The sequence below is a fragment of the Helicobacter canadensis MIT 98-5491 genome (assembly GCF_000162575.1).
Classification (GTDB): domain Bacteria; phylum Campylobacterota; class Campylobacteria; order Campylobacterales; family Helicobacteraceae; genus Helicobacter_D; species Helicobacter_D canadensis.
Map to the genome: position 1 here is coordinate 14,616 of NZ_CM000776.2, position 24,450 is coordinate 39,065.

Consider the following 24,450-nt stretch of genomic DNA (forward strand, 5'->3'; position numbering starts at 1 on the left):
ATAAAGATTTTATGAAAAAGCCTTAAGTCCAACGCTACAAACCACAATACAAGTAACAAAGAAAAGCTTTAAAAAACTTTTTGATTCGTTGTATAGAAAAATCCCCACAAGCACTCCACCAGCTGTCCCAATGCCTGTCCAAATGGCATAGGCAATACTCATTGGAATCTCTCTTAGTCCCAAAGATAAAAGGCTTAAACTAAGAATAAATAAAAGAATGATTCCCAATAGATAGATTTTTTTACCCTTAAGTGCAAAATTTTTTAAACAAATCACCCCAAAAATCTCTGCAATTCCAGCTAAAATCAAAAATACCCAACTCATTTTATATCCTTTGAATTGAGCGTTTCAAGTTGATTGTTTAATTCATTAATTCCTAAATCTTTAGAGATTTCTTCAATGGCTTTTATGTCTTGTTTATCACTCTCTTTGCTTACAAGTTTTAAACCTATAACACTTAGGATTAAAAGAACGATTAAAGTAAGCTGCAAGGGATTTGTTGGGGCATTAAAAATAAGAATTTCATTAAGTGCAACTCCAGCAGCACCAATTCCTACAAACACAGCATAAGCAATACTTACCTCAACTCTTTTTGTGGCTAGAATCATTAGCATAAATGAACAACAAATTCCAAAAGCGGTGAAAAAATATTCTAAAAAACTTGTTGAATATTTTAATCCACTCACCCAAAATACCTCGATGATTCCACCAAGAATCACATAAAACCAGCCTAATTTCACGAGTTCCTCCTAAAAGAATATGTGCTAATTGAAATGATAAGATAAAGTAAATGATATAATTAATAGAGAGTTTGTAGTGCCATAATGTTGAAAATAGTTTTGAGGGCTTTTAGTGTTGGTTTGATAGAAAATCTGTAACACATTTTGCCCTCCTTTATTGTTTGGCTTTGGTGTGCAATTCTAGCAAAAAATTTTGATACAAAACTTAATTAAAGCTCTTGTAATTAGCAAGGATTAAATCGTGATGATGATTGAAATCTTTAGATTCAAGATAAATTTTTTGTTTAATTTCTGTTTTGCTCATTCCTTGTTGATATAAAACCTTAATATAACTTTTTATGCTAAGGATAAATATGTTTTTTAAATTGACATTTTCCTCATCTTTTTCAAAGACTACTTTCATTGCAATTCCTTTAAAATGTTTTATGGAATTGTTACAAAAAAGTATGAAGAAATTTTACTAAAAAATGTTAAGTTTTAATGAATTTTTTTAAGCTTGTAAGGCAAGATTAGCCTTACTTAGCGAATAGCTCTAATAGCATTTAGTAAAGCTAAAAGTGCGACTCCCACATCGCCAAAAAGAGCTATCCATAGATTTGTGGCGCCAAAGGCACCAAGAATCATAATTCCTATTTTAACACCCAAAGCTAAGAAAATGTTCTGCCACAAGATTTGCCTTGTTTTTTTGGCGATTTGCAAGACTTTTGGAATTTTTCTTAAATCATCATTCATAATAACAATATCTGCTCCCTCTAGCGCGACATCACTTCCGGTTTTTCCCATTGCAATACCAATATCACAAAGTGCAAGAGAAGGTGCATCGTTGATTCCATCTCCCACAAAAATAACCTTTTTATTCTTTTGGTTTTGGGTTTGTAGAATTGCTTTTAGGTGATTAACTTTATCATTTGGTAAAAGCGAAGCAAAAAAATGTTTGATTCCTAGGTTTTGAGCGATTTCTTGAACGACACTTTCTTTATCCCCGCTTAGGATATAAATTTCTTCTAAATGCTCTTCTTTTAGTTTTTCTATAACTTCTTTAGCCTCTTTTTTTATGGCGTCTTCTAAGATAATATCTCCAATGGTTTCTCCATCATAGGCAATGAAAATTTGGCATTTTAAACTAGAATCTTTTGGGAGATTTTGTTTGGTTAGGGATTGAATAAAACGAGCATTCCCTAAAGCAATGATTTTATTTTCAAGCATTGCACTCACTCCGCCTCCAGAGCTTTCTTTGAGGTTGCTAAGCTTTTTTAAATCTTCTTGCAAGTTTATTTCATTATTGTAATTTATAATAGCTTTTGCAATAGGATGATTAGAGTGAGATTCGAGCAATTGAGCAATTTTTAATATAAATTTTTCATCATAATTTTTATAAGCATTAATTTTTTTAATGATTAGTTTGCCCTCTGTTAGAGTTCCTGTTTTGTCAAAAATAATGGCATTTGCATCTTTTAGGGCTTCAATATAGCTAGAGCCTTTGATTAAAATTCCTTCTTTTGAAGCTTTACCAAGTGAAGCAAAAAAGGTTAATGGGATAGAGATTACCAAAGCACAAGGGCAAGAAACAACTAAAAAAATGATGCCTCGATAAAGCCAAATTTTAAGTGTTTCTATTAATTCCATTTGACCAAAAGCCCAAAAATAGAGTGTAGGGAAAAGAATAATGCTAAAGGCTAAAAGTGTTACAATAGGGGTGTAGTAGCGTGCGAATTTTGTGATAAATTCTTCACTTCTGCTTTTTTGTGCACTGCCTTCTTCGATAAGCTTGATAATTTTGCTAAAGGTTGAATTTTCATAGCTTTTAGTGGCTTTTAAATGCAAAATAGAATCAAGATTAATGCTACCAGAAAAAAGAGAATCGCCCACTTTTACATTTTGTGGCAAAGATTCTCCATTAAGTGCAGAATTATCAACGCTGCCCTCGCCTTTTATAATGATTCCATCCGCGGGGATTCTTTCCCCAGCAAAAATTACTAAAATATCGCCTTCTTGAATGTTTTTTGGATCAATATTTTCAATATTTTCATTTTTAAATAAATGCGCTTGTTCTATTTTGATAGAAGCAAGGGTGCGAATGGATTTTTTAGATTTTTCGACAACTAAATCTTCTAGGGCTTCTCCGATGCGATAAAAAAGCAAGATTGCTACGGCTTCGGCTCCTTGAGCGATTGCCCAAGCACCAATGCTTGCAAGTGCCATAAGGCTATTTTCATTAAAAAATTCACGTTTATAAAATCCAATCAATGCTTTTTTTAAGATTCCATAGCCTAAAGCAAAATAGCAAAAAAGATAAAAGCCATAAAGTATGGAGGCATTAAGATGAAAATTAAAGATTCCAAAATCTCCACTAAGTGCAATAAGATAAAGGATAATGCTAAAATAAAAAAGACTTTGGGCTAGTTTATTTTGAAAATCACTTTTTTTATGAATCGTATTTTGGGTATTTGTGCAAGTGTTGCAGCAATTTGCCATTGTTTTCTCCTTATTACATTTCTTGAATATGTTCTAGACCTTGTTCAAAGATTTTTTCAATATGGTCATCATCAAGTTCATAAAACACTTCTTTACCGATTTTTTTATACCGCACAAGTCTTGCTTGGCGTAGGATTCTAAGTTGGTGAGAGACAGCGGATGGAGAAAGGTTTAAAAGCTCTGAAATCTCTCCCACACAAAGTTTTTCTTGCTGAAGCAGAGAAAGGATTCGAATGCGTGAGGAATCACCAAAAATTTTAAAAAATTCGGCTAATTCATAAAGCAATTCCTCTTTAGGGAGCTTTTTTGAGATATTTAAAAGGCGTTTTGAATCAAGTTCTTGCATTTATTTCCTTGGTTTTCTTTTATTATCCTTGGGGGATTTTATTAAAACATAGAATTAATAAGTATGAATATATGAATATTTATTCATATATTGAAATAATAATCTTTTATTCTTTAGAATAAAATTAAAACATAGGGATATTAAGTTTAAAACGATACAATTTTGAGCGTAAATTTTAGGCAACAAAGGTGATTTAATAGAATTGGGTTTTTAGATAAAAGGATTATTATGTCATTTACTCAAGAAGAACTAGAGCGATATAATCGCAATATTTTATTAAGTGGAGTTGGAGAAGCAGGACAACAAAAGCTAAAAAACGCTAAAGTGCTTGTAGTGGGTGCTGGTGGGCTTGGTTCTCCGGTTTTATTTTATTTGGCTGCTGCTGGAGTTGGCGAGATTGGAATCTGTGATGGTGATAATGTGGATTTAAGCAATCTTCAAAGGCAAATTTTGCATACAACAAAGGATTTAGAGAAAAATAAGGCGCTTTCGGCTAAAGAAAAGCTAGAATCACTTAATCCTGAAATTAAAATTAACATTTACAAAGAGCGGTTAAATGTGAGTAATATTTTGGGAATTATTAAAGATTATGACATTATTGTAGAATCCACAGACGCTTTTGCTTCAAAGTTTTTGGTTAATGATGCTTGTGTGCTTGGAGGTAAAATTTTAGTAAGGGCAAGTACTTTGCATTTTTGTGGGCAAGCTATGAGTATAAAGCCAAAAGAAAGTGCTTGTTATGCGTGTTTGTTTGATTCTCCTCCACAAGGAGAAGTTCCAACGGGTGCAAGTGTAGGAATCTTAGGTGCAGTTGCTGGGCTTTTTGGTTGTATTGAAGCTAATGAAGTGATAAAAATCATTACAGGAGTTGGTAAGCCACTTTTTGATCAATTTTTAACTTGTGATGTGCGGGATATGGAATTTCGTAAAATCAATATTAAACGCAATTTAAAATGTCGCGTATGTGGTGAAAATGGTATAAAAAACTTAGATTTAGATAGGTATCAATGAAGTCTATTTTTCAAAGAAAAGTTGTAAATTATCTTGATAGGAATGATGAAGTAGATTGTGGCAGTGTGGGCAGAGATTAAGAGGCTTTTGATTAAAAATTTTGGTTTGAATCTTATGGGAGTAAATGCTTAAAAAAAATTGCATATCAGTGCGGATAATGGCTAAAAAATCAGCATTATCGTAATTCTTAAGACTTTCATCGCAGGCGCTTAGATGCACGAGTGGTTCTCCTTGAGTGCGAAAAAGTGATTCTTGAATCTTGGCTTGGTAAAGCATCACTTTTGTGGTAGTTTGATTAGGAAGTGAGAAATAGATTCCATTTTTATCTAGTGTCAAGTCAGCGAGATTTGCGGCAATCCCACTTGTTTGGAGGATTTTTAACATTTCGTTAGTCAGATTAACCTGCATTGTGTGGCAAGATTCTATGGTTTTTTGAAAAAACAAATTTAAGCCTTCATTGTCATTTTTTCAATTAAATCACAAATAATATGAGCCATTAAAAGATGCATTTCTTGAATCCTTGGCGTATCATCACTGGGAGAAAGCAGTAAGAGATCGCACCATTTTTTCATTTCTCCACCATCTTTGCCGCTAAATCCTAGAATCTTGCATTCCATTTCTCTGGCACTTCGCATCGCATTTAAGACATTGATGCTATTACCACTTGTAGAGATTCCCCATAGCAAGTCGCCTTTTTTAGCAAGTGCTTCAAATTGCCTAGAAAAAACAAAATCATAACCATAGTCATTTCCAATAGCAGTTAAAGCACTTGTGTCTGTTGTTAGGGCTATAGCACTTAAGCCTTTTCTTTCTCTTTTGTAGCGTCCTGTAAGTTCAGCTGCAATATGTTGAGAATCAGCCGCACTTCCGCCATTACCACAAATAAGAATCTTGCCCCCATTTTGAAGTGTTGTAATAGCAAGATTAGCGGCTTCTTGAATAGAATCAACAAGGCTTGACATTTTTTGAGCGGTTTGCAAGTGAGATTGGATTTCATTTAAAATATGTGCTTGCATTTTTATTCCTTTTTGATTTTTTTTATTGTTGCACTAGTGCTTTTGCCTTCTACAAACTCAATTAGTCGCACTTCCTTAACAAGATCACTCCCAGCTATTTTTTTATTGGCATAATCTGCACCTTTAACTAAAATATCAGGTTTAATTTGGCTAATGAGATTAAGTGGCGTATCTTCATCAAAGATAATAACAAAATCTACGCATTCTAAGGCACAAAGGAGTGCTGCTCTATCCTCTTGAGAATTGATTGGGCGTTCATTACCTTTTAAGCGTTTGATAGAAGAATCACTATTCAATCCAACAATAAGCAAATCCCCTAATTCACGCGCTTTATTGAGATAGCTAATGTGTCCAAAATGCAAAATATCAAAACAGCCATTGGTAAAAATAGTTTTAAAATCTTGCGATTTTAAGGTTTGTAAAAAATCTAAAAATAACGCAAAATCATCGGGTTTGATAAATTTAGAGTGGAGATTCCTTGGCTTTTGTTTTTGTGAGATTCTTTGCAAATGTGGCAAAAATTTAGAATCAATTATACTAGTATTCAAGATTTTTGGAATTTCTTTGGAGAGAGAATCTAAGAGATGGTTGTCTCTAAGGTAATTTAAAATTTCTTGTTTATTAGCTGTTGCCGATCCGACTTTGCCTACTACTACAGCTGCTGCGGCATTGGCAAAGTGAAGACTAGAGAGAATATCTTCTTCTTGGGCAAGCATAAAAGCTAAAGCTGCAATAACGGTGTCTCCAGCACCCGTTACATCAAAAACTTCTTTAGCAATAGTTGGGATTTTATGCAATCCATTTCTTAAGATCCCAATCCCATCTTCACTTAAGGTAATGAGCGAATATTCAAGGTGGCAAATTTCTTTGAGTTTTTGGAGAGCTAGGAGTAGTGAAGAATCATCTTTTATTTGGATTCCTGTAGCTTCAGTAGCTTCTTTTTTGTTTGGAGTTAAGAGAGTGGCACCTTGATATTTGGAGTAATCTTTGCCTTTTGGATCAACGAGAATCTTAAGCTTAGAATCACAAGCAAGTTGAATGAGACTTTGAGTGAGATTTTGACTTAAAACACCTTTTTGATAATCAGACAAAACGATGCAATGAATTTTAGAATGTTTAATTAATTTTTTGGCAGATTCTAAAATAAATTGTTCTGCTTCTTTGTCAATTGGGCTTTTATCTTCTCTATCTACACGCACAACTTGTTGATGCGAAGCAATGATTCGGGATTTTTGCGTGGTGGGTCTATTTTTGCTATAGTGGATTCCTTGGGTGTTAATGTGAAGTGATTCTAGCTTGTTTTTGAGATCTTCTCCTGCCTTGTCAGCACCTGCCATTCCACAGATAAACACATTGCAATCTAGAGCGATGAGGTTGTTTGCTACATTGCAAGCACCTCCTAGATTGAGTGTTTCTTTAGCAACTTCAATCACCTGCACAGGAGCTTCTGGGGAGATTCTTTCGCATTTGCCCCAAATATAATGATCTAAAATCAAATCCCCAATGACTAAAATATTGGGTTTCAATTAATAGCCTTTAGCGTGAATAGCTTTGATTTGATCAAGATAGTTTTTGATGCCAATTTCTAAAGAAAATCTAGGTTCGTAGCCTAAAAACTCTTTTGTTAGCACGATATTAGCTTCAGTGTGTGTTTGGAAAAAGGAATAAGGATTGTCAAAATATTCTACTTCAAATTCTCCTAATTCTTTTTTCAAACAAGCCACAATATCGTTATAGCTTCTTGATTTTCCGCTGCCTACATTATAAACGCCGCTTTTTTTGGCATTAATAGCTTTTACATTAGCTTGAATAACATCTTGAATATAAACAAAATCGCGTTTTTGCTCTCCCATTTTAAAGAGTCTTACTTTTTTATTTTGGAGTGCTTGTAAGCCAAGTTGTAGAATCATAGAAGCCGTTTTACCTTTGTAAAATTCATTTTCGCCATAGACATTAAAATATCGCAATCCAACGATATGCAAACTAGGATTTTCTTGTAAATATTTGGAAGCTAGATGATCCATCATTAATTTAGAAAATCCATAAGCGTTCTCTGGAATCTCACCATTGCCAATGCTATTTGGTGCAGGGGTATTGCCATAAACTCCCGCACTTGAAGCATAAATCATTTTTGCACCACTTCTTATGCTCAAATCTAGCAAATCCTTAAAGGCATTGAGATTGCTACGCAAAATAAGCTCTTGATTAAGCACGGTAGTATCTGAAATGGCTGCTTGATGAAAAATATAATCAAAATTTCTATCTTCTAATCTTTGCAAATCGTCTTTGTTATTAATGTCTCCTGCGATGACTTCGCCCTTAAATTCTAGGAGATTTTTAAAATGTCCTAGCGATTTTGGATTTCCATTTTCAAAAGTTTCCCCATTTCTAAAACAATCAAAAACCACCACTTGAGATTGGGGATGATATTTTTGGAAATAAAGTGCAAGATTAGATCCAATAAATCCAGCACCGCCTGTGATTAAGATGCGTTTTCCTGCAAGGGTGTCATCAATGTATTGCATTTAGATTCCTTGTGATAATTTATAAATGCCACATTATAACAAAATACCTTTAAAAGATTTGTTTGGTTTAGGGACTTTATGTTATTATTTTGTAAAGATTATTTTAACGCAAGATAATGATAATGAAAGATTTGATAATTTCTGAAATTGATTCTTTGCCGCCTTTACCACAGACGATATCGGAGTTACAAAAGGCTTGTTTGCGTGAGGATGTGAGTGTAAGAGAGATAGCAAGTATTATTGAAACGGATCCTCTTTTGACGGCTAATATTATTAAGACTGCAAATTCTCCATTATTTGGTTATTCAAGAACGATTAATTCGGTTTCTCAAGCAGTGATGCTTTTTGGCATTTATACTGCTAAAGGATTAGCAATTGCAAGTGCAATAAAGTCACAATTGGAGATGGATTTGAGTCCTTATGGATTAAGCGTGGTTGATTTTACAAAGGCTTCTAACTTAAAGGGAATATTTTTGTCTAAATGGTATCAATCTAAAAATCCCATATTGCATTCTTTAATTTCTTGTGCGTTGCTTATTCATATTGGAATGGTTGTTTTGGCTAATGTCCTAAGAAGCACAAACAAAGAAAAAGAGTTTGAAAAAAAACTAAAAAGTATGTCGCTTGTTGAAGCAGAAAGATCAGTTTTGCAGGTGGATCAAATTGAAATTTTAGAGATGCTTTTTGAGCATTGGCATTTTGAGGAAACAATGGTGCAAATCGTGCATTATTTGGGCAAATCTGAAATGTCAAAAGAGCTAGAATGTTATATTTATCCCTTACGCGTGGCGAATTTTTTAATTAACCCTTATAGCATTGCAAGTAAGGAGCAGATTCAAGAAGCACTTAAATATGTTTCTCTTTATAAATTAGATGAAGAAGGCTTCAAAAGGACTTTATTGGAAATGGGTTTTGTAGAAAATTTGAGCGAGTTTGAATGATTGAATTTGTTCGACTTTTAGAAGGAGGAATCCCGCTAACTTTAGAGGTAGCTCCTGAATTTAAAAAGACAATAAATTTATTGCAACAATATGGAGCAATAGAAAAAAAACAAGCGCGTTATTTTTTGGGTAAAAAATTCCAAATTGGTAGATTTGAACCTACTAAAAAGGGATATGGTTTTGTGTGTAGTCTTTTTGATTCTAGCCAAAAAGATTGGCTAGTGGAGAAAAACCATACTCAAAGAGCACAAAAAGGTGATATTGTCCTTGCAAAAGTGATTACTAAAGCCAAACAAGGAAAAATTAAAGCTAAAATTTTACAAGTTTTGCAACATAGAGTGCAAAATGTAGTGTGCTATTTGGAGAAATACAAGCTTGATTGCATTGCGATTTCTATTCCTAATGAAGTGGCATATAAAATCAAAGCTTCTCAAAAATCCCTAAAGGCACTCCCTAGTCAAACTATTTTGAAATTAAATCCACAAAATGGGGAGGTTTTGGAGATTTTAGGCACTTTAGATGATCCTAAGATTGATGAGATTATTGCTCTTAATCTCTACAACAAACGAGAAACCTTTAGTCTCCAAGCCGAACTTCAAGCACAAAGCTTTAAAGAAGTGCAAATTAGCCACTTTAAAGAGCGTGAGAATCTTACACATTTACCTTTTTGTGCGATTGATCCAGTTGGTGCTAAAGATCACGATGATGCAATTTTTTATGATCAAGATAATGCGATGCTTTATGTGGGGATTGCGGATGTTAGCCATTATGTAACGCCTAATTCTCCCCTAGATGAGGAAGCAAAAAGCCGTGGATTTAGTATTTATTTTCCGCATAAATCTATCCCAATGTTACCGCGCACCTTGAGTGAAAATCTTTGTTCTTTAAAAGAAGGTAAAAATCGTTTAGCAATGGTATGGAAGATTCGGCTTCATAAACGCACTAAGGCGGTGCTAAATAGTGAGCTTTTTGCAGCCATCATTAAAGTCAAACAAAAATTAAATTATGAAGAAGTGGATGCCTTTTTTGAAACTCAAAAAAGCACCACGATTAAAAAGCCCTTGCAAACAATGCTTTTATTCTTGAAAGAATTAACTCAAAAATTGCGTAAGAATCGTCTGAAATATGGGTTTGATTTCATAGGAGATGGGGTGGAGTTGGAGCTAGATAAAAATTTAGAACTTAGGGGATTATCTTTTGAATCTCAAACGCTTTCTCATCAGCTAATTGAAGAGTGTATGCTGCTTGCTAATGTGGAGAGCGCTAAGCTACTAGAGCAGAAAAATGCCCAAAATGACAATCACTTAAAGCTAGGAATCTATCGAATCCACCCTCAGCCTAAAATGGAAAAATTAAATGAGTTATTTGGAGAATTGCGACTTTTGGGAATCTGGAGAGACAAGGCAATCCCTAAAACAAAAATGGCTTTGCATAAGGCAATTTTGGAGATTCAAAGCATTGCTAAAAGAGCAAAAATACAAAGGGAAGTGGATAAGCTTATTATTAAATCTATGCAACAGGCTAGTTATGCTAGTTATAATGTAGGGCATTTTGGGTTAGGATTTGAGGCTTATAGCCATTTTACTTCCCCGATAAGAAGGTATAGCGATTTGATTTTACACCGAATCTTAAAAGACAAAGTTGCACTCAATGAAAATTGGCAATACAAAGATTCTTTGCCTATTTTGTGTGATCAATTAAGTTTGCAGGAACGCGAAGTGGCACAAATAGAGCTGGATTTTCAAGATAGAAAATTTGCGCGTTATCTCTCCAAACATTTGGGACAAACCTATGATGGAATCATCGTGAGTGAAAAATCGCCTTTAGTTGTGGCTTTGAGCGATTTTCCTTTAATGGGTGCTAGGGTGATAACTCTAAATGGTCAAGGCGTGAAATACCAAAAAGCACGGATTCAGATTTTGGAAGTGAATCTTGCTACAGCAAAGGTTTATGGCAGAATGGTAAAGGTTTTTGCAGAGGGATTTGGGGGTGAAAATTTAAGGATTTCAGAATACATTTCCCAAAAGCGACAAAAACAAGCCATAAAAAATAAAGAATTAGCTAGAAGAGAGGCTTTAAGGATTGCTAAGAAAAATAAGCAAAGAAAACAAAAGAAAATCCCAAGAAAAAGAAAGAAAAGCAGATAATGTATAAAAGAGAGCTTGATTCTAAACTTGCAAGTAATGCCGAGATTCGTGCAATTTTACTCTATGGTGAAGATTCATTTTTGGTTGGGTATTATGGCGAGAAAATAGCCCAAGAGATTCTCAAAAAAGATTGCGAAAAAAATAGCTTTTATTTTAGTGAGTTTGATTTTAATAGTGCTATAGCTTGTTTTTCACAAGGCTCTCTTTTTGGAGGAGAATCGCTTGTGTGGATCAAAGCAGACAAAAAGATTCCTAAAAAACAGCTTGATTCGCTTATTGCAGCTTTGGAAAAAAATGGCAGTGGCTATTTAATTTTAGAATTCTATCAAGCAGAAAATAAAAGTGCCGCGGAGTATTCACTAGATTGCAAAGCATTAGCGGGAAGTTTTAAGGGTAAAAATATCTATGAAGCACGATTTTTTAGTCTTAATGCAGGCGAATCTTTTGGGATTTTGCGTGAATACGCCAATGGTTTTGGGCTAAAAATTTCGGATTTTTCTTTGAGAAAGATTTTGGAGCAGCAAAATTATGATTTGGGGCTTAGCGTTGCAGAACTGCGAAAATATACTATTTTTGATTCAGAGATTAATGCAGAAAATATTGAGAATCTAGGTTATAGTTTAGGCAGTATTGAGTATGAAGAAATTTTAGAATTGATGTTTGATAGGAAGCCTTATCTTAATTTATTAGAAAAGTTTTTGGAACAAGGATTTGAAGAGATTCCGCTCATTGCAGAGATACAAAAATATTTCTTTCAACTTTTTTTGTTTTCAAGTCATATTAAGCTTTATGGAAATGCAACTTCTGAAGAGGTTTTGGGCTATAAACTCCCTGTAAATTTACTAGAAAAGAAAAAAAGAAGAGCCATACAAATAGGACAAGAAAAGTTTTTAAAAATATTTTGTGTGTTAAATCGGTGGCATGAAGACTCAATAAGGGGAATCACAAAGGGAAATGGATTTTTGCGTGCTTTAATTAAAATTCAAGCTATTTTAGAATAAAATTTTAGGCTTTACATTTTAATTGTAAAAATCCTTGCTCTTTTTAGCAAAAAGGGCAGAATCCATAAGGAGAAAAAATGCGTTTTTATGAAACTATGTTTGTGGTAAAACCCACTTTAACACAAGAAGAAATCACACAAAAAATTGATTTTTATAAAGCAGCGATTCTTAACAATGGCGGAGAAATTAGCGCGACATTGGATATGGGAATGCGAAATCTTGCTTATGAAATCAAGAAAAATAAACGAGGATATTACTTTGTAATTTATTTCAAAGCCGAACCAAAACTCGTTTTAGAATTAGAGCGTTTGTATCGTATTAATGAAGACATTTTGCGCTTTATCGTGATTAAATATGATAGCAAAAAAGAACAAAAAGCGTGGGAAGTTTTGGTGGATAGAGCTATTCACAACAAAAAAGCAGCACCATTAAAAGAAGCGCGTGAAGCTAAGGAAACAGCTCCAAAAGAAGAAGCAAAGAGTGAGGAAGCTTCTCAAGAATCTTAAGGAATTGCAATGTTTAACAAAGTCATTTTAGTAGGAAATCTTACGCGTGATGTAGAATTGCGTTATCTGCCAAGTGGTGCAGCATTAGCAAGGTTGGGTTTGGCAATAAACCGCCGATATAAAAAGCAAGATGGCACTCAAGCAGAGGAGGTTTGTTATATTGATGCAAATCTCTTTGGTAGGACAGCTGAAGTGGCTAATCAATACCTTAAGAAAGGATCTCAAGTTCTAATTGAAGGTCGTTTGGTGCTTGAGAGTTGGACTGATAATACAGGCACAAAGCGCAGTAAGCATTCCATTACCGCAGAAAGTATGCAAATGCTAGGGCAAAGACAAAATGCTAATGAGAATGTTGGTTATGGAGAGAGTGGGTATGCTAGTGGTTATGAGCAACAAGAAGTTTATCAAAAACCATCGCCACAAGCTCAAAAGCCGCAAAAAGAGCCAGATCTTCCAGTAATTGACATTAATGATGATGAAATACCATTTTAAAAGGACAAATTATGGCAGAAAAAAAGAGATATTCTAAAAGATACTGCAGATACACAGAATCAAAAATCGAGTTTATTGACTACAAAGATATTGATATGCTTAAGCATTCTTTATCAGAACGCTACAAAATTATGCCACGCCGTTTGACAGGAAACTCTAAAAAATGGCAAGAGCGCGTGGAAGTTGCTATCAAAAGAGCAAGACAAATGGCGCTTATTCCTTACATTGTAGATAGAAAAAGAGTGGTTGAAAACCCTTTTAAAATCTAATGCAATCTCTTGGATTCCACTTTGGAATCCTTGCTTAATCTTGGGTATAAATTTTCTATAGACTTTTAAGCATTTATAATATTAGTAATTCTAATGTTAAAGATAATAATTTTGAATGGTTCTCATTGTAAAGAATATAAATTAAGCTATATTGCAAAAATAGATTTTTAAGAATCGTATTTAGAAGGGTTATTTTGGCTTAGTGGAAGTTTTGATTGATTCTTAAAAATATGAGTTTGCAATAAAGCAACACTTTGAGTTTTTTGTCAATGATGTTAAATATTTAAATCTTATGTGTTGAAAATTGAAGATTTTATTTGGAGTTTGTTGGATGTCTAAAAAAACAATGTCTTTTTCGGTTATATTAGTGTCGGTGGTGATTTTTACTTCCTTGATTGTAGCTTCAAATTATCTTGTGCAATTCCCTGTCAATGACTTTTTTACTTATGGCGCTATAACTTATCCTTTTACCTTTTTATTAGCAGATATTTTAGCAGAGCGATACCATAGAGATGAAGTCTTAAAAGTGGTTAGAATTGGCATTTTTTGTGCCTTTATCCCTTCAATGTTTTTGGCTGAATTCCGGATTGCCCTTGCAAGTGTGAGTGCTTTTTTCTTTTCACAACAAGCGGATGTTTATATCTTTTATTGGCTAAAATCAAAATTCCCTCGTTTGTGGTGGCTAAGAAGTGCTGGAAGCACTGCATTTTCGCAGTTTGTTGATACGATGATCTTTTTCCACATTGCCTTTTTGTTTGTTATGCCTTGGCAAAATGTCCTTATGCTAGTCTTTGGGGATTATTTGATTAAATTCTGCCTTGGGCTTTTAAATACGCCATTTTTCTATCTTTTTGCCATTAGATTGCAAAAGTTTCTAGGGGTATTTAGATGAAGCAAAAGGTTGTGTTTTTTGACCGAGATGATGTTGTAAATCTTGAAGATGCTCCCTATGGCTATGAGATTGAAAAATTCTATTTTGCCCCTTTTTTTATGGAGCTTTTTTTGGAGTTAAAAAAACAAGACTCTTTGTGTTTTTTGGTAACCAATCAATCAGGCATTCATCGCGGAATATTCACGCAAAAAGATTTTGAAACTTTAAGTGCTTTTATGCAAAACTGCATTGTTTCTTGTCTTACGATTCCATTGCGTCAAAGCGGTTTTGTGCCTAAAAATATCGGTTTTGATGGTATTTATTTTTGTCCGCATACCAAGGAAGAAAATTGTTCTTGTCGTAAGCCTAAGCCTCAAATGCTACTTCAAGCTTGTGCGGATTTTGGATTGGATTTATCACAATATGATAGCTATATTTTGGGCGATAAAGATACAGATATGATGGCAGGGCTTGAAGCTGGAGTGCAAACGAGAATTTTAGTTGGTGCAAACCAAGCTCCACACGCGACACATAGGGTTTCAAATCTCAAAGAAGCTTTGGAATTGTTTCAATCCATCAAATAAGCCTATTTATACTATGCTTTATAATTTGAGTATTTTTAAAACAAAAATTACTAAGTAGAGTTGATTAAAGATTCCTTTTAGTAGCTTTTTTATATACTTTAAAGTTTAATTTTAAAAATTAAAGGAGATAATATGGCTGTTAAGATTACTGATATTTGTATTGCCTGTGGTGCTTGTATTGATGAATGTCCAGTAGAAGCGATTGTTGATGACGATGATAATCCAAATAACGATGGTTGCTATTTTGTTTATAACAATAAATGCGTGGAATGTGTAGGGCACAATGATGAGCCTGCCTGTGCTTCTGCTTGTCCAACAGATGGCTGTATCGTTTGGGATGCAGTGGTAGATTCTCAACCACACAGAGATGATATTGGTGAGGATAAAAGAACTGCTCATGTTCCTGTAGTGGAATAACTAGCCCTTGGCTAGCCCACTTTAATGCAATATTGCTTGATGCCTCTTCTCTAAACTTCTAAAATTTATCAAAATAAGTATTCTTATATTTGTTTTTATAGAGTTTATTCTTTGGTTTTAATACCGCGTATTTTATCAAGCCATTCTTTTAAGGTTTTCTCAAAGCCTTTAGGTTGCCATTTAACAAATTCTAAATTTTTAAGCAGATATTTTTGTTTCACCCAACCTCCAAAATTATGCGGATACAAATAATTTTTGTGAAATTGTTGTATATGTTCTGGAATAGGTTCATTTGGGTTTTTGCGGACATATTCTAAGGCAGCGTTAATGGCTTCATAAGAAGTATTGGATTTGGGTGAAGCACAGAGATAAATTGCACATTGACTTAAAATGATTCTTGCTTCTGGATAACCAATCTTGGCAACACTTTGTAGGGTTGAATTGGCAAGATTTAGGGCATTTGGATTAGCATTGCCAATATCTTCACTGGCTAAAATTACAAGTCGTCTTGCGATAAATTCAGGATTTTCACCCCCTTCAATTAGTCTTGCTAGATAATAAATAGCAGCATTTTCATCACTTCCGCGAATACTTTTTATCATTGCTGAAATAAGATTGTAATGCGTATCAGAATCGCTAGCACTACTATTTAGCGAATGAGGGCGAATGGATTTTAAAAGCTCAAGAGTGAGTGGCATTTTAGTGCTTAGGGCACAATCAAGTAGATTTAACATTGCTCTTGCATCACCACCGCTAGTGCCAATCAAAAAATCTTTAATAGAATCTTCTAGGGAGTATTCTTCTAGAATCTGCGCTAATTCCTCTTTGTTTAAGCGATGGAATTCAAACACAAAAGATCGCGATCGAATCGCATTAATAAGTGAAAAAAAAGGATTCTCCATAGAAGCTCCAAGAATCAAGGCTTGGTGGTTTTCCATAATGGGCAAGAGTAGTTCTTGTTGGGCTTTGTTTAATCTATGGACTTCATCAATAAAAATAAGAGGTTTTTGTAGAGTATTTTGGTGTTGTTTTAGAATATTACGCAAATCTTCACTTTTGAAACTTGTGGCATTAAGACTATAAAAGGGATAGTCAAGTTCATTAGCAATCAGTCTTGCAGCAGTTGTTTTGCCACTTCCTGGGGGACCAAAAAAGAAGCTGTGAGGAATTTCGCCACTTTTTAATAATCGCATAAAAGGAGAGTTTTCTCCAAAAATATGCTTTTGTCCAATAAATTGTTGGAAGTTTTTAGGTCTTTTATTGTATGCTAACTCTTTCATTATCTTTTCTTTAAGGCTTTATGATGGCAAGATTTGCACCTATTATTTTAGCATTATTTGCAGCTTTTATGGTTTTGTTTATGATGTATGGAGTAGGAAATCCAGTTTTTTGATTTTGTAGATTATATTTCTTTTACAATGAGATGAGCTTTTAAGTCTCATTGATTTTTCTTTTAAAATGTCTTTTATTTTTTAATTTGTTTGAAGTTTAGATTGTTTTTTGTTTCACTAAAATATGAAATTGTTTAATAAATATTTTAACTTTTTGGCATATAATACACAATAATTAAATGCCTTAAGATTCTGTAGTGCTTAAAGATGCTATGACTTAATAAACGCTCAATAGCTCTCTAAGATAAGCTATATAGAAAATCTTATGTGTAGCATAGAATCTATTTTCTGCTAAGCTTAGAGATTGTAATCTAATGTCCCAAGCAAGCTTAATAACCTTAAAAATTAATATTGAAGTCAAATAAAAGCAAGAAGAATTGTAGTTTATTGGAATTTTTTACCTAAGGGGTCATTATGCCATTAAAATTTGAAAAACATTTAAAACCCAATGAAATGCCTGCACTTTGGGGAAGTCCAGCAAAACCCCTTTTCCCTAATAAAATTCGCTTTTTTTATGGCATTGGATTTATAGTTGCTTTAATTACAGCAAGTTTGCAAAATAACCTTATTATTGCGTATATTACTTATTTGCAAGGTGATTTAGGATTGACTCCTACGCAAGGAGCGTGTGTTACAGCGGCTTATTATATGGGTAATGTTTGGATGACAATTGTTCTGTTTAGAATGAGGCAGCATTTTGGGCTTAAGGTGTTTTTTATTTGCATTTTTGTGGGGTTATTATCAGCACAGCTTTTAGAATTATTATTTAGTAACTTTGCAGTTGTTGTTTTTGCGCGATTTATCGGCGGAATAGTAGGGGGCGGAATCAATGTTTTAACAATTTTCTATGCCCTTGAAATGTTAGCACCCAAACAACGCCATTTGCTTTTTCCCATCAGTATTGGTTTAATTCAGATTGGTTCAGCACTTGCGCGTTTCATTGTTGCTTATTTTAGTGTTGGTGATTATCCGCATTTGATGATTTTTTTTGAAGCAGGAATTTGTCTTATTACTTTTTGCGTTTTTTTACTTATTGAATTGCCTCCTTCTCGCACGGATCGAGCATTTTTTCCAGAAGATTCTACGATTTTCTTTTATGCGCTTGGGACAGCACTTTGTTGTCTTATTTTTAGCACAGGAAATATTATTTGGTGGCATCACGATTTTATTGCTTATGGGCTATGTATTGCTTTAATATGTTTTGGTGCTTTTTTTATTGGAGAATTTTTTAAAAAACGCCCTTTTGTTAGTGTTGGCTTTTTGGCAAATATTCAGCTTATTGAATTGGCATTGGCTGCGGCATTTGTGCGTATGTGTTTAGCAGAACAAAGCACTGGAGCAACAGGATTATTTCATGATGTGTTGGGTTTTAGTGATTATCAGCTTATAGGATATTATGGAATCTTGACTTTAGGAGCATTATGCGGAGGTGTGGCGTGTTTGTTTGTTTATCATTTTGAGCGTTCTCATGGTATGATTCTTTTTGCATCGGCACTTATTCCTCTTGGGAGCTTCCTTTCAACTAATTTGTCTGTGGATATGCTTCCTAGTAGTCTTTATTTTGGTCAATTTCTTATTGCCTTTGCAAGTGTATTTTTTATTGGTCCTTTAATGGTAAATGGAATCGTGCTTGGTTTGGCTCGTGGAGCAAATCAATTAATTACTTTTGCCGCAATCTTTACTTTTTCGCAGGGTGTTTTTGGGCTTCTTGGATCTGCATTAATTGGCTATTTTGTAAGGCTGCAAACCACTCAACATACTCAAAATTTGCTTAATTACACATCTCATATTTATAATTTTCAAGGTCATTTGAATGCAGATTTGTCTAATCAAATAGCAAGACACGCTGGAGTTTTAGCTTATGGAGATTTGTTTTTTACTATTGGTATGATTGGAAGTTTTATTTTTGTGATTTTAGCGACACGCTATGTGTATTTTAAATTCACGACTAATTCTTTGCGTAGGGAGCTTGATATTATGAGGAATCGCACTATAAAAAGTAATATTAAAACGCAAAAAATTTTGGAAAATTCTAATTTTTCAAGGAGAGGATAATGAAGAAAAGATTGCAATATTCTTGGCTTCCTAGTAAGCCAAAGCTTTATGTGATTGTTTTAACAACATTTGGTATTTTGGCAGGAGTTTTATCGATTCTTTATGCGTGGCAACTATCTCCATTTTTTCTTAATGTTGTTGTGACTAATGATGCTTATATCCAATCCAAAACTACACTCCTTTCGCCTCAAGTGAGTGGGTATATCACTGAAGTGTATATTAAAGATTTTGCATTGGTCAAAAAAGGGCAGCCACTTTTTCAGATAGATAATCGAATTTTTACTCAAAGGGTAAAAGAAGCACAAGCAAATTTGCAAAGCGCAGAGAGTGCATTGCTAGCTTATGAAGAAAATTATCGTTTATATGAGGCTAATATTGCTGAAAAAGAGGCACAGATTAAATCAGTAGAAGCAAATCTTAAAAATGCTCAAGCTGAAAATGATCGAGCTACAACATTGATTAAGAATAAGGCATTAAGTAAGCGAGATTACGACAATGCTAAAGCACAATTTCTTAGTTTGCAAGCCAATTATGTTCAAGCAAAGGCACAATTTCAAAAGGCAATACAAGAATTAGAGGCTCACAAAACCACCAAATCTTCATTAGAGGCAGGAGTGAAACGTGCCAATGCTTTGTTGGAATTAGCACTCATTGATTTGGATAATTCTGTAATTAAGGCTCCTGTAGATGGGCAGTTAGGAGAAATCCTTGCTCATATAGGGCAATTTGTTTCTCAAGAAAGTGCATTAGCCTATATTGTGCCACAAACGCATTGGGTTGTAGCTAATATTAAAGAAACTAAAATGGACAAAGTTGCATTGGGACAAAAAGTTCATTTTAGTGTTGATGCATTAAGTGGCAAAGAATTTAGTGGAGTGGTGGAAGAAATCTCTCCTGCTACTGGTAGCGAATTTAGCCCTATAAGGGTTAATAATGCAACTGGGAATTTTATCAAAGTAATCCAGCGTATCCCAGTTAAGATTAAGATTGATTCTACTAATGAAAGATTAGAGGAATTGCGTGCGGGAATGAGTGTTGTAGTGGAAATTGAGACGAAATAACCTTTTGATTTATTTGCAAGAAGAATCATATAAACCCTTAAGATCTCGATTGGTGGAAATCTTGTGGGCAAGATTAATAGGCTTGATTGCGAGTGCATTTTCAAGTTTTAAAGTTGGAGTGGATTCTAGTTTGGTAAATAGGATAGAATCACGCGTGTATTTTTGAGTAAGTTTGAAAGGCTTGAAACCTGCCAAAAAGGCACTATAAAGCATAGCCGAGTTTTGACTATAAGTTGTTAGAATGCAATCTTTTTGGGTGAGTAAAAAAAGAGTTTTAAAATATTCATAAGTCCATAAAAGAGGATTTTTAGCAGGACTAAAAGCGTCTTGGAAGACTATATCAAAAAAAGATTTTTGAAAACTTTTTAAAATCTCTCTTGCATCGCCTAAATGCAAAAAAACTTCCAAATTTTTACTTTTATAAAAATGGTTTTGTGTGAGGCTATTAAGAATCTCTAAATCAAGATCTTGTGGATAAGTAAGGCTTGAGAGTGATTCTAATAGACAAGAATCCATCTCAGGAGAGTGGATTTCTAGGGATTGGATACCATAGCTACTAGCATATTTTATCGCACAAAGCGTGTTGTAACCAAGCCCAAAGCAAATATCCAAGATTCTTAGTTTTTGTTTGTTTTTAAAATAGGCAAAACTAGGAAAAATATGCTTGTGTAAGGTTTCTTTTAAAGCACCATCTTTAGTGGAATGGTAATGTTCTTGGAAGGTTTGATTAAAAAGTGTGAAGCTTTTGTCGCTAGTTTGAATATTCATTTTGAAATCTTTAGTATAAATTAACACAGAATTTTATACAATTTTGTTATTTTTTTGAAACTTTTCAAGCTTAAGGAATAAATGGTGGGATTTGTAGATTTTTTTAAGACTTTTAAAAAGGAAAATCAAGAAAGAGCAACACCTAAAGAAGCTCCAAGTCATTGGGTAAAATGTCCTAGTTGCAATGCCTTAATGTATTATAAAGAAGTAATCGCACAATATTATACTTGTCCTAAATGTAATTTCCATATGCGAATTGGATTGCAAGATAGAATTGCTTTAATGTGTGATGATGGAAGTTTTATAGAATATGATAAGGATTTATCCCCCACAGATCCTTTAGATTTTGTGGATAAAAAGAGCTATAAAAAGCGCGTGGAAGAGTATCAAAAAAAATGTGGTCGCCCTAGCTCAATTATCAGCGGTGAATGCAGAATCGAAGGAATACCTGTGCAGCTTGCTTTGTTTGATTTTAATTTTATGGGTGGATCTTTGGCTTCTGTTGAGGGAGAAAAGATTGTTAGGGCTATTAATCGCAGTGTGGAGAAAAAACAAGGGTTGATTATTGTAAGTGCAAGTGGTGGGGCAAGAATGCAAGAATCAACTTATTCTTTAATGCAAATGGCAAAAACTTCTGCAGCTTTAAATGTTTTAAGTGAGGCAAAATTACCTTTTATCTCGATTTTGACAGATCCTACAATGGGGGGTGTTAGTGCCTCTTTTGCTTTTTTGGGTGATATTATTATGGCTGAACCAGGTGCAATGATTGGGTTTGCAGGAGCTAGAGTGATTAAGCAGACAATTGGTGCGGATTTGCCACAAGGATTTCAAACGGCAGAATTTCTGTTAGAACACGGCTTAATTGATATGATTGTCCAAAGAAGAGAAATGAAACAAAGTATTGCACGAATTTTGAGGTATCTTAACGCAAATGATTAAAGTTTTTGTGTATTATATTGCCAAAACCAAAGATTTAAGCGATAGTTTGTGTGAAGAATTTATTGCCTTGAGTGCAGGGGTTGGCGTAAAAATGGAGTTTGTTAATTTGTTTTCAAAGTCCATTAAAGAAGGACAAAAACAAGATGCAAAAGAAGCACAAAAATCTTATACCAAAGAGTTTCTTAAAGTCTCAAAAAATCAAGCTTATAAAATCGCGCTTTCACCCAATGGGAAAAGCATTGATTCTATGGAGTTTGCTAAGAATCTTGAAAATAAAGGGGAAATAGCATTTTTCATTGGAGGAGCTTATGGGCTAGAGGAGGCTTTTTTGAATCAATGTCAATGTGTGCTTTCGCTTTCGCCATTGACTTTTAGCCATAAGGTTGCAAAGGTTGTTTTAAGTGAGCAGGTTTTTAGAGCTTTTTGTTTAATAAATAATCACCCATATCACAAGTAAAATTGAAGTAAATTTGGAGGATTGAGTGCAAAAAATGGAGTTAGATGCTTTTAAAAAAACTTTAGAAGAAAAAAAACAGGCGATTTTAGATAATAATTTTGTGCATCAAAAGAGTATGGAAAATTTACGCGGAGTTTCTTTGGATGAGGCAGATGAAGCGGCAATGAGTATGAAAAATAATTTAGATGGTTTGATATTTGAGCGGCATAATGAAGAGTTAGAATATATAGAAAGAGCATTAGAAAAAATAGAAGAAGGCGTGTATGGGATTTGTGAAATGTGTGATGAACCCATTGGGATTCAGAGGTTGAGGGCAAAGCCACATGCAAGGTATTGCATCGTGTGTCGTGAAATTGTAGAAAAAGATTTAAAGGGTAAAAAATGAAATTTAAATATTATATTAGTGCTTTGTTTGTCTTTATTGTTTTGCTTGGGTTATATGTTTATACATTAACTGGGGAAAGTTACACTTATCAAATACCTTTTAGTATTCATAGTGTAGTGCTTCCTGTGGCAGTTTGGATGATTATTCCTGTTGTGATATTTTTTATTGTTGTGGCGTTTTTGGAGGTTGGTGGTGCTTATCGTATGTGGAGAAAAAGGACAAAATACAAAAATGACTATAAGATTCTTTTGACACAAATTGAAAACCAGCTTTTAAGTAGAGAGATGCCTTTTAAGCAGCCCACGATGAATCGCTATAAAAAACTTGCTATTTTATTGAGCAATTTGACTTTTGATGTTAAAGAAGGTGCTCCTATCAAAAGCGGAGAGGCAAAGCTAGATGAAATTATTGAGACTTTGGGGGATTTAAAAAGGGGAGAATATGTTAATCTTAAGAAATTCTCTCCTGGAGAAAAATGTCCCTTTTTAAAACAAAATATCTTTAATGAGATACACAGTGATGAGAAATTTGCTATGGAGGTTTTAAGGAAGCAAAGCTATAGTGATGAATTTAAGCAAGAAGCCTTTAAAAAGCTTTTAGAAGCAGGTGATTTTAAAGATGTTCGGAGATTTGTAGGGGAGGTGAAATTCAATAAAGATTTAGCAGGTGTAGTGCTTGGAATGTGCTATGCACAAAAAATGGATTTTAGTGATGAAGAAGTCTCAAAGCTTTGTATGGATGTGGGGTATTCTAAAGAGGATTATTTGCATTTAGCACAAAAAATGAAAGAGTGCTATGAACCTGCTAAATGGCTAGAATTATTTGAATTTTTGGCTAACAAAGATGAAAATGCAGAGTTAGCTTATTTTTATGTCTTATTAGAGCTTGAAATGATTGATGAAGCCAAGGAGCGATTAAATTCTCATCCACAAAATGAGCTTTTAAAGATTCGTGCTTATTTGGATTTGAAGGATTTAGGTAAAAAATATCCATTAGAGCTTTTTTTGCTAGATAAGTAATTGATTATAAGTGGGAATGATTAGGAGTGGTACGCCCAGAGGGAGTCGAACCCCCAACCCTCAGATCCGAAGTCTGATGCTCTATCCAATTGAGCTATGGACGCTAAAGAGAATTAAAATCTTACCTTATCTATTGTTAATAAAAACTAAAAAGGATTGAAAATGAAAAAAGTTTTGCTGTTTTTATGTCTTATGGTTGGAAGTTTGGTGGCAAAGCCCATTATAGCGGTGAGTATCCCAATGCAAGCGGAATTTATAGAAAAGATTGCGGGAGAGGAATATGATATTAGTGTGTTAGTAGAAAAAGGCACAAATCCACACGATTTTGAACCTAAATTTTCTAGCATTAAAGAGGTGAATGAAGCCATAGCGTATTTTCCTATTGGTGTAGAGTTTGAAGCTTCTTGGCTAAAGCGATTCTTGGATCAAAATCCTAATATGAAAGTTTTTCCTTCCAATGCAGGAATCAAAACGATTAATTTTGCTCACCACTCTAAAGATGAGCACGAACACCACGAACACCACGAACACCACGAACACGGAGAGCACGGCGATACGCATATTTGGCTTTCAGTTGCTAATGCTAAACAAATTGCTACAAATATTTATAAAGCTTTGGTGGAGCTTAATCCTAAGGGGGATTATTCTAAAGCCTATGAAGCATTGTTGAATCAAATTCAGCAAACAGATACGCAAATAAAAGCAGCCTTGAAAGATGTCCCTAAACACCAAAAATTCGTGGTTTTTCACCCTATGCTTGGATATTTTGCAAAGGAATATGATTTAGAAGAAATTTCAATTGAAGTGGAAGGAAAAAGTCCAAAAATGAAAGAAATGATGCAAGTTATTGATACTATTAAAAAAGAAAACCTTCAAATCATCTTTGCTCAACCAGAATTTTCTACCAAAGCAGCAGAGTTTATTGCTAAAGAATCAGGAGCAAAATTGGGTTATTTTTCTCCACTAGAAACTCCTTGGGCGGAGAATCTTATTAGGTTTGCAGAAGCATTAAAGGAGGCTAATAAAAATTAGCC

At 34.1% G+C, this 24,450-nt stretch carries 28 protein-coding genes and 1 tRNA gene; 17 read left to right on the forward strand and 12 right to left on the reverse strand.

Annotated features, from left to right (window positions below; genetic code table 11):
* Positions 1 to 9 precede the first annotated feature (9 nt).
* The 5 genes from HCAN_RS00080 to HCAN_RS00100 form a co-directional block, all read right to left on the reverse strand.
* Positions 10 to 324: a DMT family transporter gene (locus tag HCAN_RS00080; RefSeq protein WP_006656159.1), complete on the reverse strand. Its 315-nt coding sequence runs from the start codon at positions 322 to 324 to the stop codon at positions 10 to 12.
* Entirely contained in the window at positions 321 to 740 is a 420-nt protein-coding gene (locus tag HCAN_RS00085; RefSeq protein WP_006656158.1) for a DMT family transporter, read from the reverse strand. Before HCAN_RS00085 ends, HCAN_RS00080 begins: the two co-directional genes overlap by 4 nt.
* A 205-nt stretch (positions 741 to 945) precedes the next feature.
* Entirely contained in the window at positions 946 to 1,143 is a 198-nt protein-coding gene (locus HCAN_RS00090; RefSeq protein WP_006656157.1) for a hypothetical protein, read from the reverse strand.
* 116 nt (positions 1,144 to 1,259) lie between these two features.
* Positions 1,260 to 3,215, reverse strand: a complete 1,956-nt coding sequence (locus HCAN_RS00095; RefSeq protein WP_006656156.1) for a heavy metal translocating P-type ATPase — start codon at positions 3,213 to 3,215, stop codon at positions 1,260 to 1,262.
* Between the two features lie 13 nt (positions 3,216 to 3,228).
* Positions 3,229 to 3,561 carry an ArsR/SmtB family transcription factor gene (locus tag HCAN_RS00100; protein ID WP_006656155.1) on the reverse strand — a complete coding sequence of 111 codons (333 nt, stop codon included), beginning with the start codon at positions 3,559 to 3,561 and terminating at the stop codon, positions 3,229 to 3,231.
* Between the two features lie 228 nt (positions 3,562 to 3,789).
* Between HCAN_RS00100 and HCAN_RS00105 the strand changes: the two genes are divergently transcribed.
* The gene (locus HCAN_RS00105) at positions 3,790 to 4,572 is read left to right on the forward strand and encodes a HesA/MoeB/ThiF family protein (protein WP_006656154.1); all 783 of its coding nucleotides are present in this window, start codon (positions 3,790 to 3,792) and stop codon (positions 4,570 to 4,572) included.
* Positions 4,573 to 4,575: 3 nt separating this feature from the next.
* Here the strand turns inward: HCAN_RS00105 and HCAN_RS00110 are convergent, their stop codons facing one another.
* From HCAN_RS00110 to rfaD, 4 genes are read right to left on the reverse strand one after another with little or no spacing between them, the layout of a single operon-like run.
* Positions 4,576 to 5,016, reverse strand: coding sequence for a hypothetical protein (locus HCAN_RS00110; RefSeq protein ID WP_006656153.1), 441 nt, complete (start codon positions 5,014 to 5,016; stop codon positions 4,576 to 4,578).
* A 2-nt stretch (positions 5,017 to 5,018) separates the two neighbouring features.
* Positions 5,019 to 5,588, reverse strand: a complete 570-nt coding sequence (gene gmhA / locus HCAN_RS00115; protein WP_006656152.1) for a D-sedoheptulose 7-phosphate isomerase — start codon at positions 5,586 to 5,588, stop codon at positions 5,019 to 5,021.
* Between the two features lie 2 nt (positions 5,589 to 5,590).
* Positions 5,591 to 7,114, reverse strand: a complete 1,524-nt coding sequence (rfaE1, locus tag HCAN_RS00120; protein WP_006656660.1) for a D-glycero-beta-D-manno-heptose-7-phosphate kinase — start codon at positions 7,112 to 7,114, stop codon at positions 5,591 to 5,593.
* Positions 7,115 to 8,113, reverse strand: coding sequence for an ADP-glyceromanno-heptose 6-epimerase (rfaD, locus tag HCAN_RS00125; protein WP_006656150.1), 999 nt, complete (start codon positions 8,111 to 8,113; stop codon positions 7,115 to 7,117).
* A 122-nt stretch (positions 8,114 to 8,235) separates the two neighbouring features.
* Between rfaD and HCAN_RS00130 the strand changes: the two genes are divergently transcribed.
* The 9 genes from HCAN_RS00130 to HCAN_RS00170 all read left to right on the forward strand — a co-directional run bounded on the left by HCAN_RS00130 (position 8,236) and on the right by HCAN_RS00170 (position 15,341).
* Positions 8,236 to 9,054 (forward strand): HDOD domain-containing protein, encoded by an 819-nt coding sequence (locus HCAN_RS00130; RefSeq protein WP_231232575.1) that lies wholly within the window; start codon positions 8,236 to 8,238, stop codon positions 9,052 to 9,054.
* Positions 9,051 to 11,201, forward strand: a complete 2,151-nt coding sequence (locus tag HCAN_RS00135; RefSeq protein WP_006656147.1) for an RNB domain-containing ribonuclease — start codon at positions 9,051 to 9,053, stop codon at positions 11,199 to 11,201. The genes HCAN_RS00130 and HCAN_RS00135 overlap by 4 nt, the downstream gene beginning before the upstream one ends.
* Positions 11,201 to 12,202 carry a hypothetical protein gene (locus tag HCAN_RS00140; RefSeq protein WP_006656146.1) on the forward strand — a complete coding sequence of 334 codons (1,002 nt, stop codon included), beginning with the start codon at positions 11,201 to 11,203 and terminating at the stop codon, positions 12,200 to 12,202. The genes HCAN_RS00135 and HCAN_RS00140 overlap by 1 nt, the downstream gene beginning before the upstream one ends.
* A 77-nt stretch (positions 12,203 to 12,279) precedes the next feature.
* Positions 12,280 to 12,708, forward strand: coding sequence for a 30S ribosomal protein S6 (gene rpsF, locus HCAN_RS00145; RefSeq protein ID WP_006656145.1), 429 nt, complete (start codon positions 12,280 to 12,282; stop codon positions 12,706 to 12,708).
* Between the two features lie 9 nt (positions 12,709 to 12,717).
* Positions 12,718 to 13,200 (forward strand): single-stranded DNA-binding protein, encoded by a 483-nt coding sequence (locus tag HCAN_RS00150; RefSeq protein WP_006656144.1) that lies wholly within the window; start codon positions 12,718 to 12,720, stop codon positions 13,198 to 13,200.
* Positions 13,201 to 13,211: 11 nt separating this feature from the next.
* Positions 13,212 to 13,469, forward strand: a complete 258-nt coding sequence (gene rpsR, locus HCAN_RS00155; protein ID WP_006656143.1) for a 30S ribosomal protein S18 — start codon at positions 13,212 to 13,214, stop codon at positions 13,467 to 13,469.
* A gap of 331 nt (positions 13,470 to 13,800) precedes the next feature.
* On the forward strand, positions 13,801 to 14,361 hold the full coding sequence (locus HCAN_RS00160; protein WP_006656661.1) for a queuosine precursor transporter: 561 nt from the start codon (positions 13,801 to 13,803) through the stop codon (positions 14,359 to 14,361).
* Positions 14,358 to 14,924 (forward strand): D-glycero-alpha-D-manno-heptose-1,7-bisphosphate 7-phosphatase, encoded by a 567-nt coding sequence (locus HCAN_RS00165; RefSeq protein WP_006656141.1) that lies wholly within the window; start codon positions 14,358 to 14,360, stop codon positions 14,922 to 14,924. The genes HCAN_RS00160 and HCAN_RS00165 overlap by 4 nt, the downstream gene beginning before the upstream one ends.
* A 132-nt stretch (positions 14,925 to 15,056) precedes the next feature.
* Positions 15,057 to 15,341 carry a 4Fe-4S binding protein gene (locus HCAN_RS00170; RefSeq protein ID WP_006656140.1) on the forward strand — a complete coding sequence of 95 codons (285 nt, stop codon included), beginning with the start codon at positions 15,057 to 15,059 and terminating at the stop codon, positions 15,339 to 15,341.
* A 104-nt stretch (positions 15,342 to 15,445) separates the two neighbouring features.
* On the opposite strand, the gene HCAN_RS00175 is transcribed toward HCAN_RS00170, so the two are convergent.
* A complete protein-coding gene (locus tag HCAN_RS00175) occupies positions 15,446 to 16,621 on the reverse strand; it encodes a replication-associated recombination protein A (protein WP_006656139.1) in 1,176 nt (391 codons plus the stop codon).
* 525 nt (positions 16,622 to 17,146) lie between these two features.
* On the opposite strand from HCAN_RS00175, the gene HCAN_RS00180 reads away from it, so the two are divergent.
* The gene (locus HCAN_RS00180; RefSeq protein WP_006656137.1) at positions 17,147 to 18,787 is read left to right on the forward strand and encodes an MFS transporter; all 1,641 of its coding nucleotides are present in this window, start codon (positions 17,147 to 17,149) and stop codon (positions 18,785 to 18,787) included.
* Complete coding sequence (locus tag HCAN_RS00185) at positions 18,787 to 19,848, forward strand: HlyD family secretion protein (protein ID WP_006656136.1); 1,062 nt, start codon at positions 18,787 to 18,789, stop codon at positions 19,846 to 19,848. Before HCAN_RS00180 ends, HCAN_RS00185 begins: the two co-directional genes overlap by 1 nt.
* A 9-nt stretch (positions 19,849 to 19,857) precedes the next feature.
* Here the strand turns inward: HCAN_RS00185 and HCAN_RS00190 are convergent, their stop codons facing one another.
* Positions 19,858 to 20,616 carry a tRNA (5-methylaminomethyl-2-thiouridine)(34)-methyltransferase MnmD gene (locus tag HCAN_RS00190; RefSeq protein ID WP_006656135.1) on the reverse strand — a complete coding sequence of 253 codons (759 nt, stop codon included), beginning with the start codon at positions 20,614 to 20,616 and terminating at the stop codon, positions 19,858 to 19,860.
* Positions 20,617 to 20,700: 84 nt separating this feature from the next.
* Here HCAN_RS00190 and accD point away from each other — a divergent pair, with 84 nt between their 5' ends.
* The 4 genes from accD to HCAN_RS00210 are packed head-to-tail and all read left to right on the forward strand — an operon-like array spanning position 20,701 to position 23,416.
* Positions 20,701 to 21,555 carry an acetyl-CoA carboxylase, carboxyltransferase subunit beta gene (gene accD, locus HCAN_RS00195; RefSeq protein ID WP_196792725.1) on the forward strand — a complete coding sequence of 285 codons (855 nt, stop codon included), beginning with the start codon at positions 20,701 to 20,703 and terminating at the stop codon, positions 21,553 to 21,555.
* Complete coding sequence (locus HCAN_RS00200) at positions 21,548 to 22,012, forward strand: 23S rRNA (pseudouridine(1915)-N(3))-methyltransferase RlmH (protein WP_006656133.1); 465 nt, start codon at positions 21,548 to 21,550, stop codon at positions 22,010 to 22,012. The genes accD and HCAN_RS00200 overlap by 8 nt, the downstream gene beginning before the upstream one ends.
* Positions 22,013 to 22,046: 34 nt before the next feature.
* Entirely contained in the window at positions 22,047 to 22,397 is a 351-nt protein-coding gene (dksA, locus tag HCAN_RS00205) for an RNA polymerase-binding protein DksA (protein ID WP_006656132.1), read from the forward strand.
* Positions 22,394 to 23,416: a hypothetical protein gene (locus HCAN_RS00210; protein WP_006656131.1), complete on the forward strand. Its 1,023-nt coding sequence runs from the start codon at positions 22,394 to 22,396 to the stop codon at positions 23,414 to 23,416. The genes dksA and HCAN_RS00210 overlap by 4 nt, the downstream gene beginning before the upstream one ends.
* A gap of 27 nt (positions 23,417 to 23,443) precedes the next feature.
* On the opposite strand, the gene HCAN_RS00215 is transcribed toward HCAN_RS00210, so the two are convergent.
* Positions 23,444 to 23,520: transfer RNA gene (locus HCAN_RS00215), tRNA-Arg, on the reverse strand.
* 58 nt (positions 23,521 to 23,578) lie between these two features.
* Between HCAN_RS00215 and HCAN_RS00220 the strand changes: the two genes are divergently transcribed.
* Complete coding sequence (locus HCAN_RS00220) at positions 23,579 to 24,448, forward strand: metal ABC transporter solute-binding protein, Zn/Mn family (RefSeq protein WP_006656662.1); 870 nt, start codon at positions 23,579 to 23,581, stop codon at positions 24,446 to 24,448.
* Positions 24,449 to 24,450 lie beyond the last annotated feature (2 nt).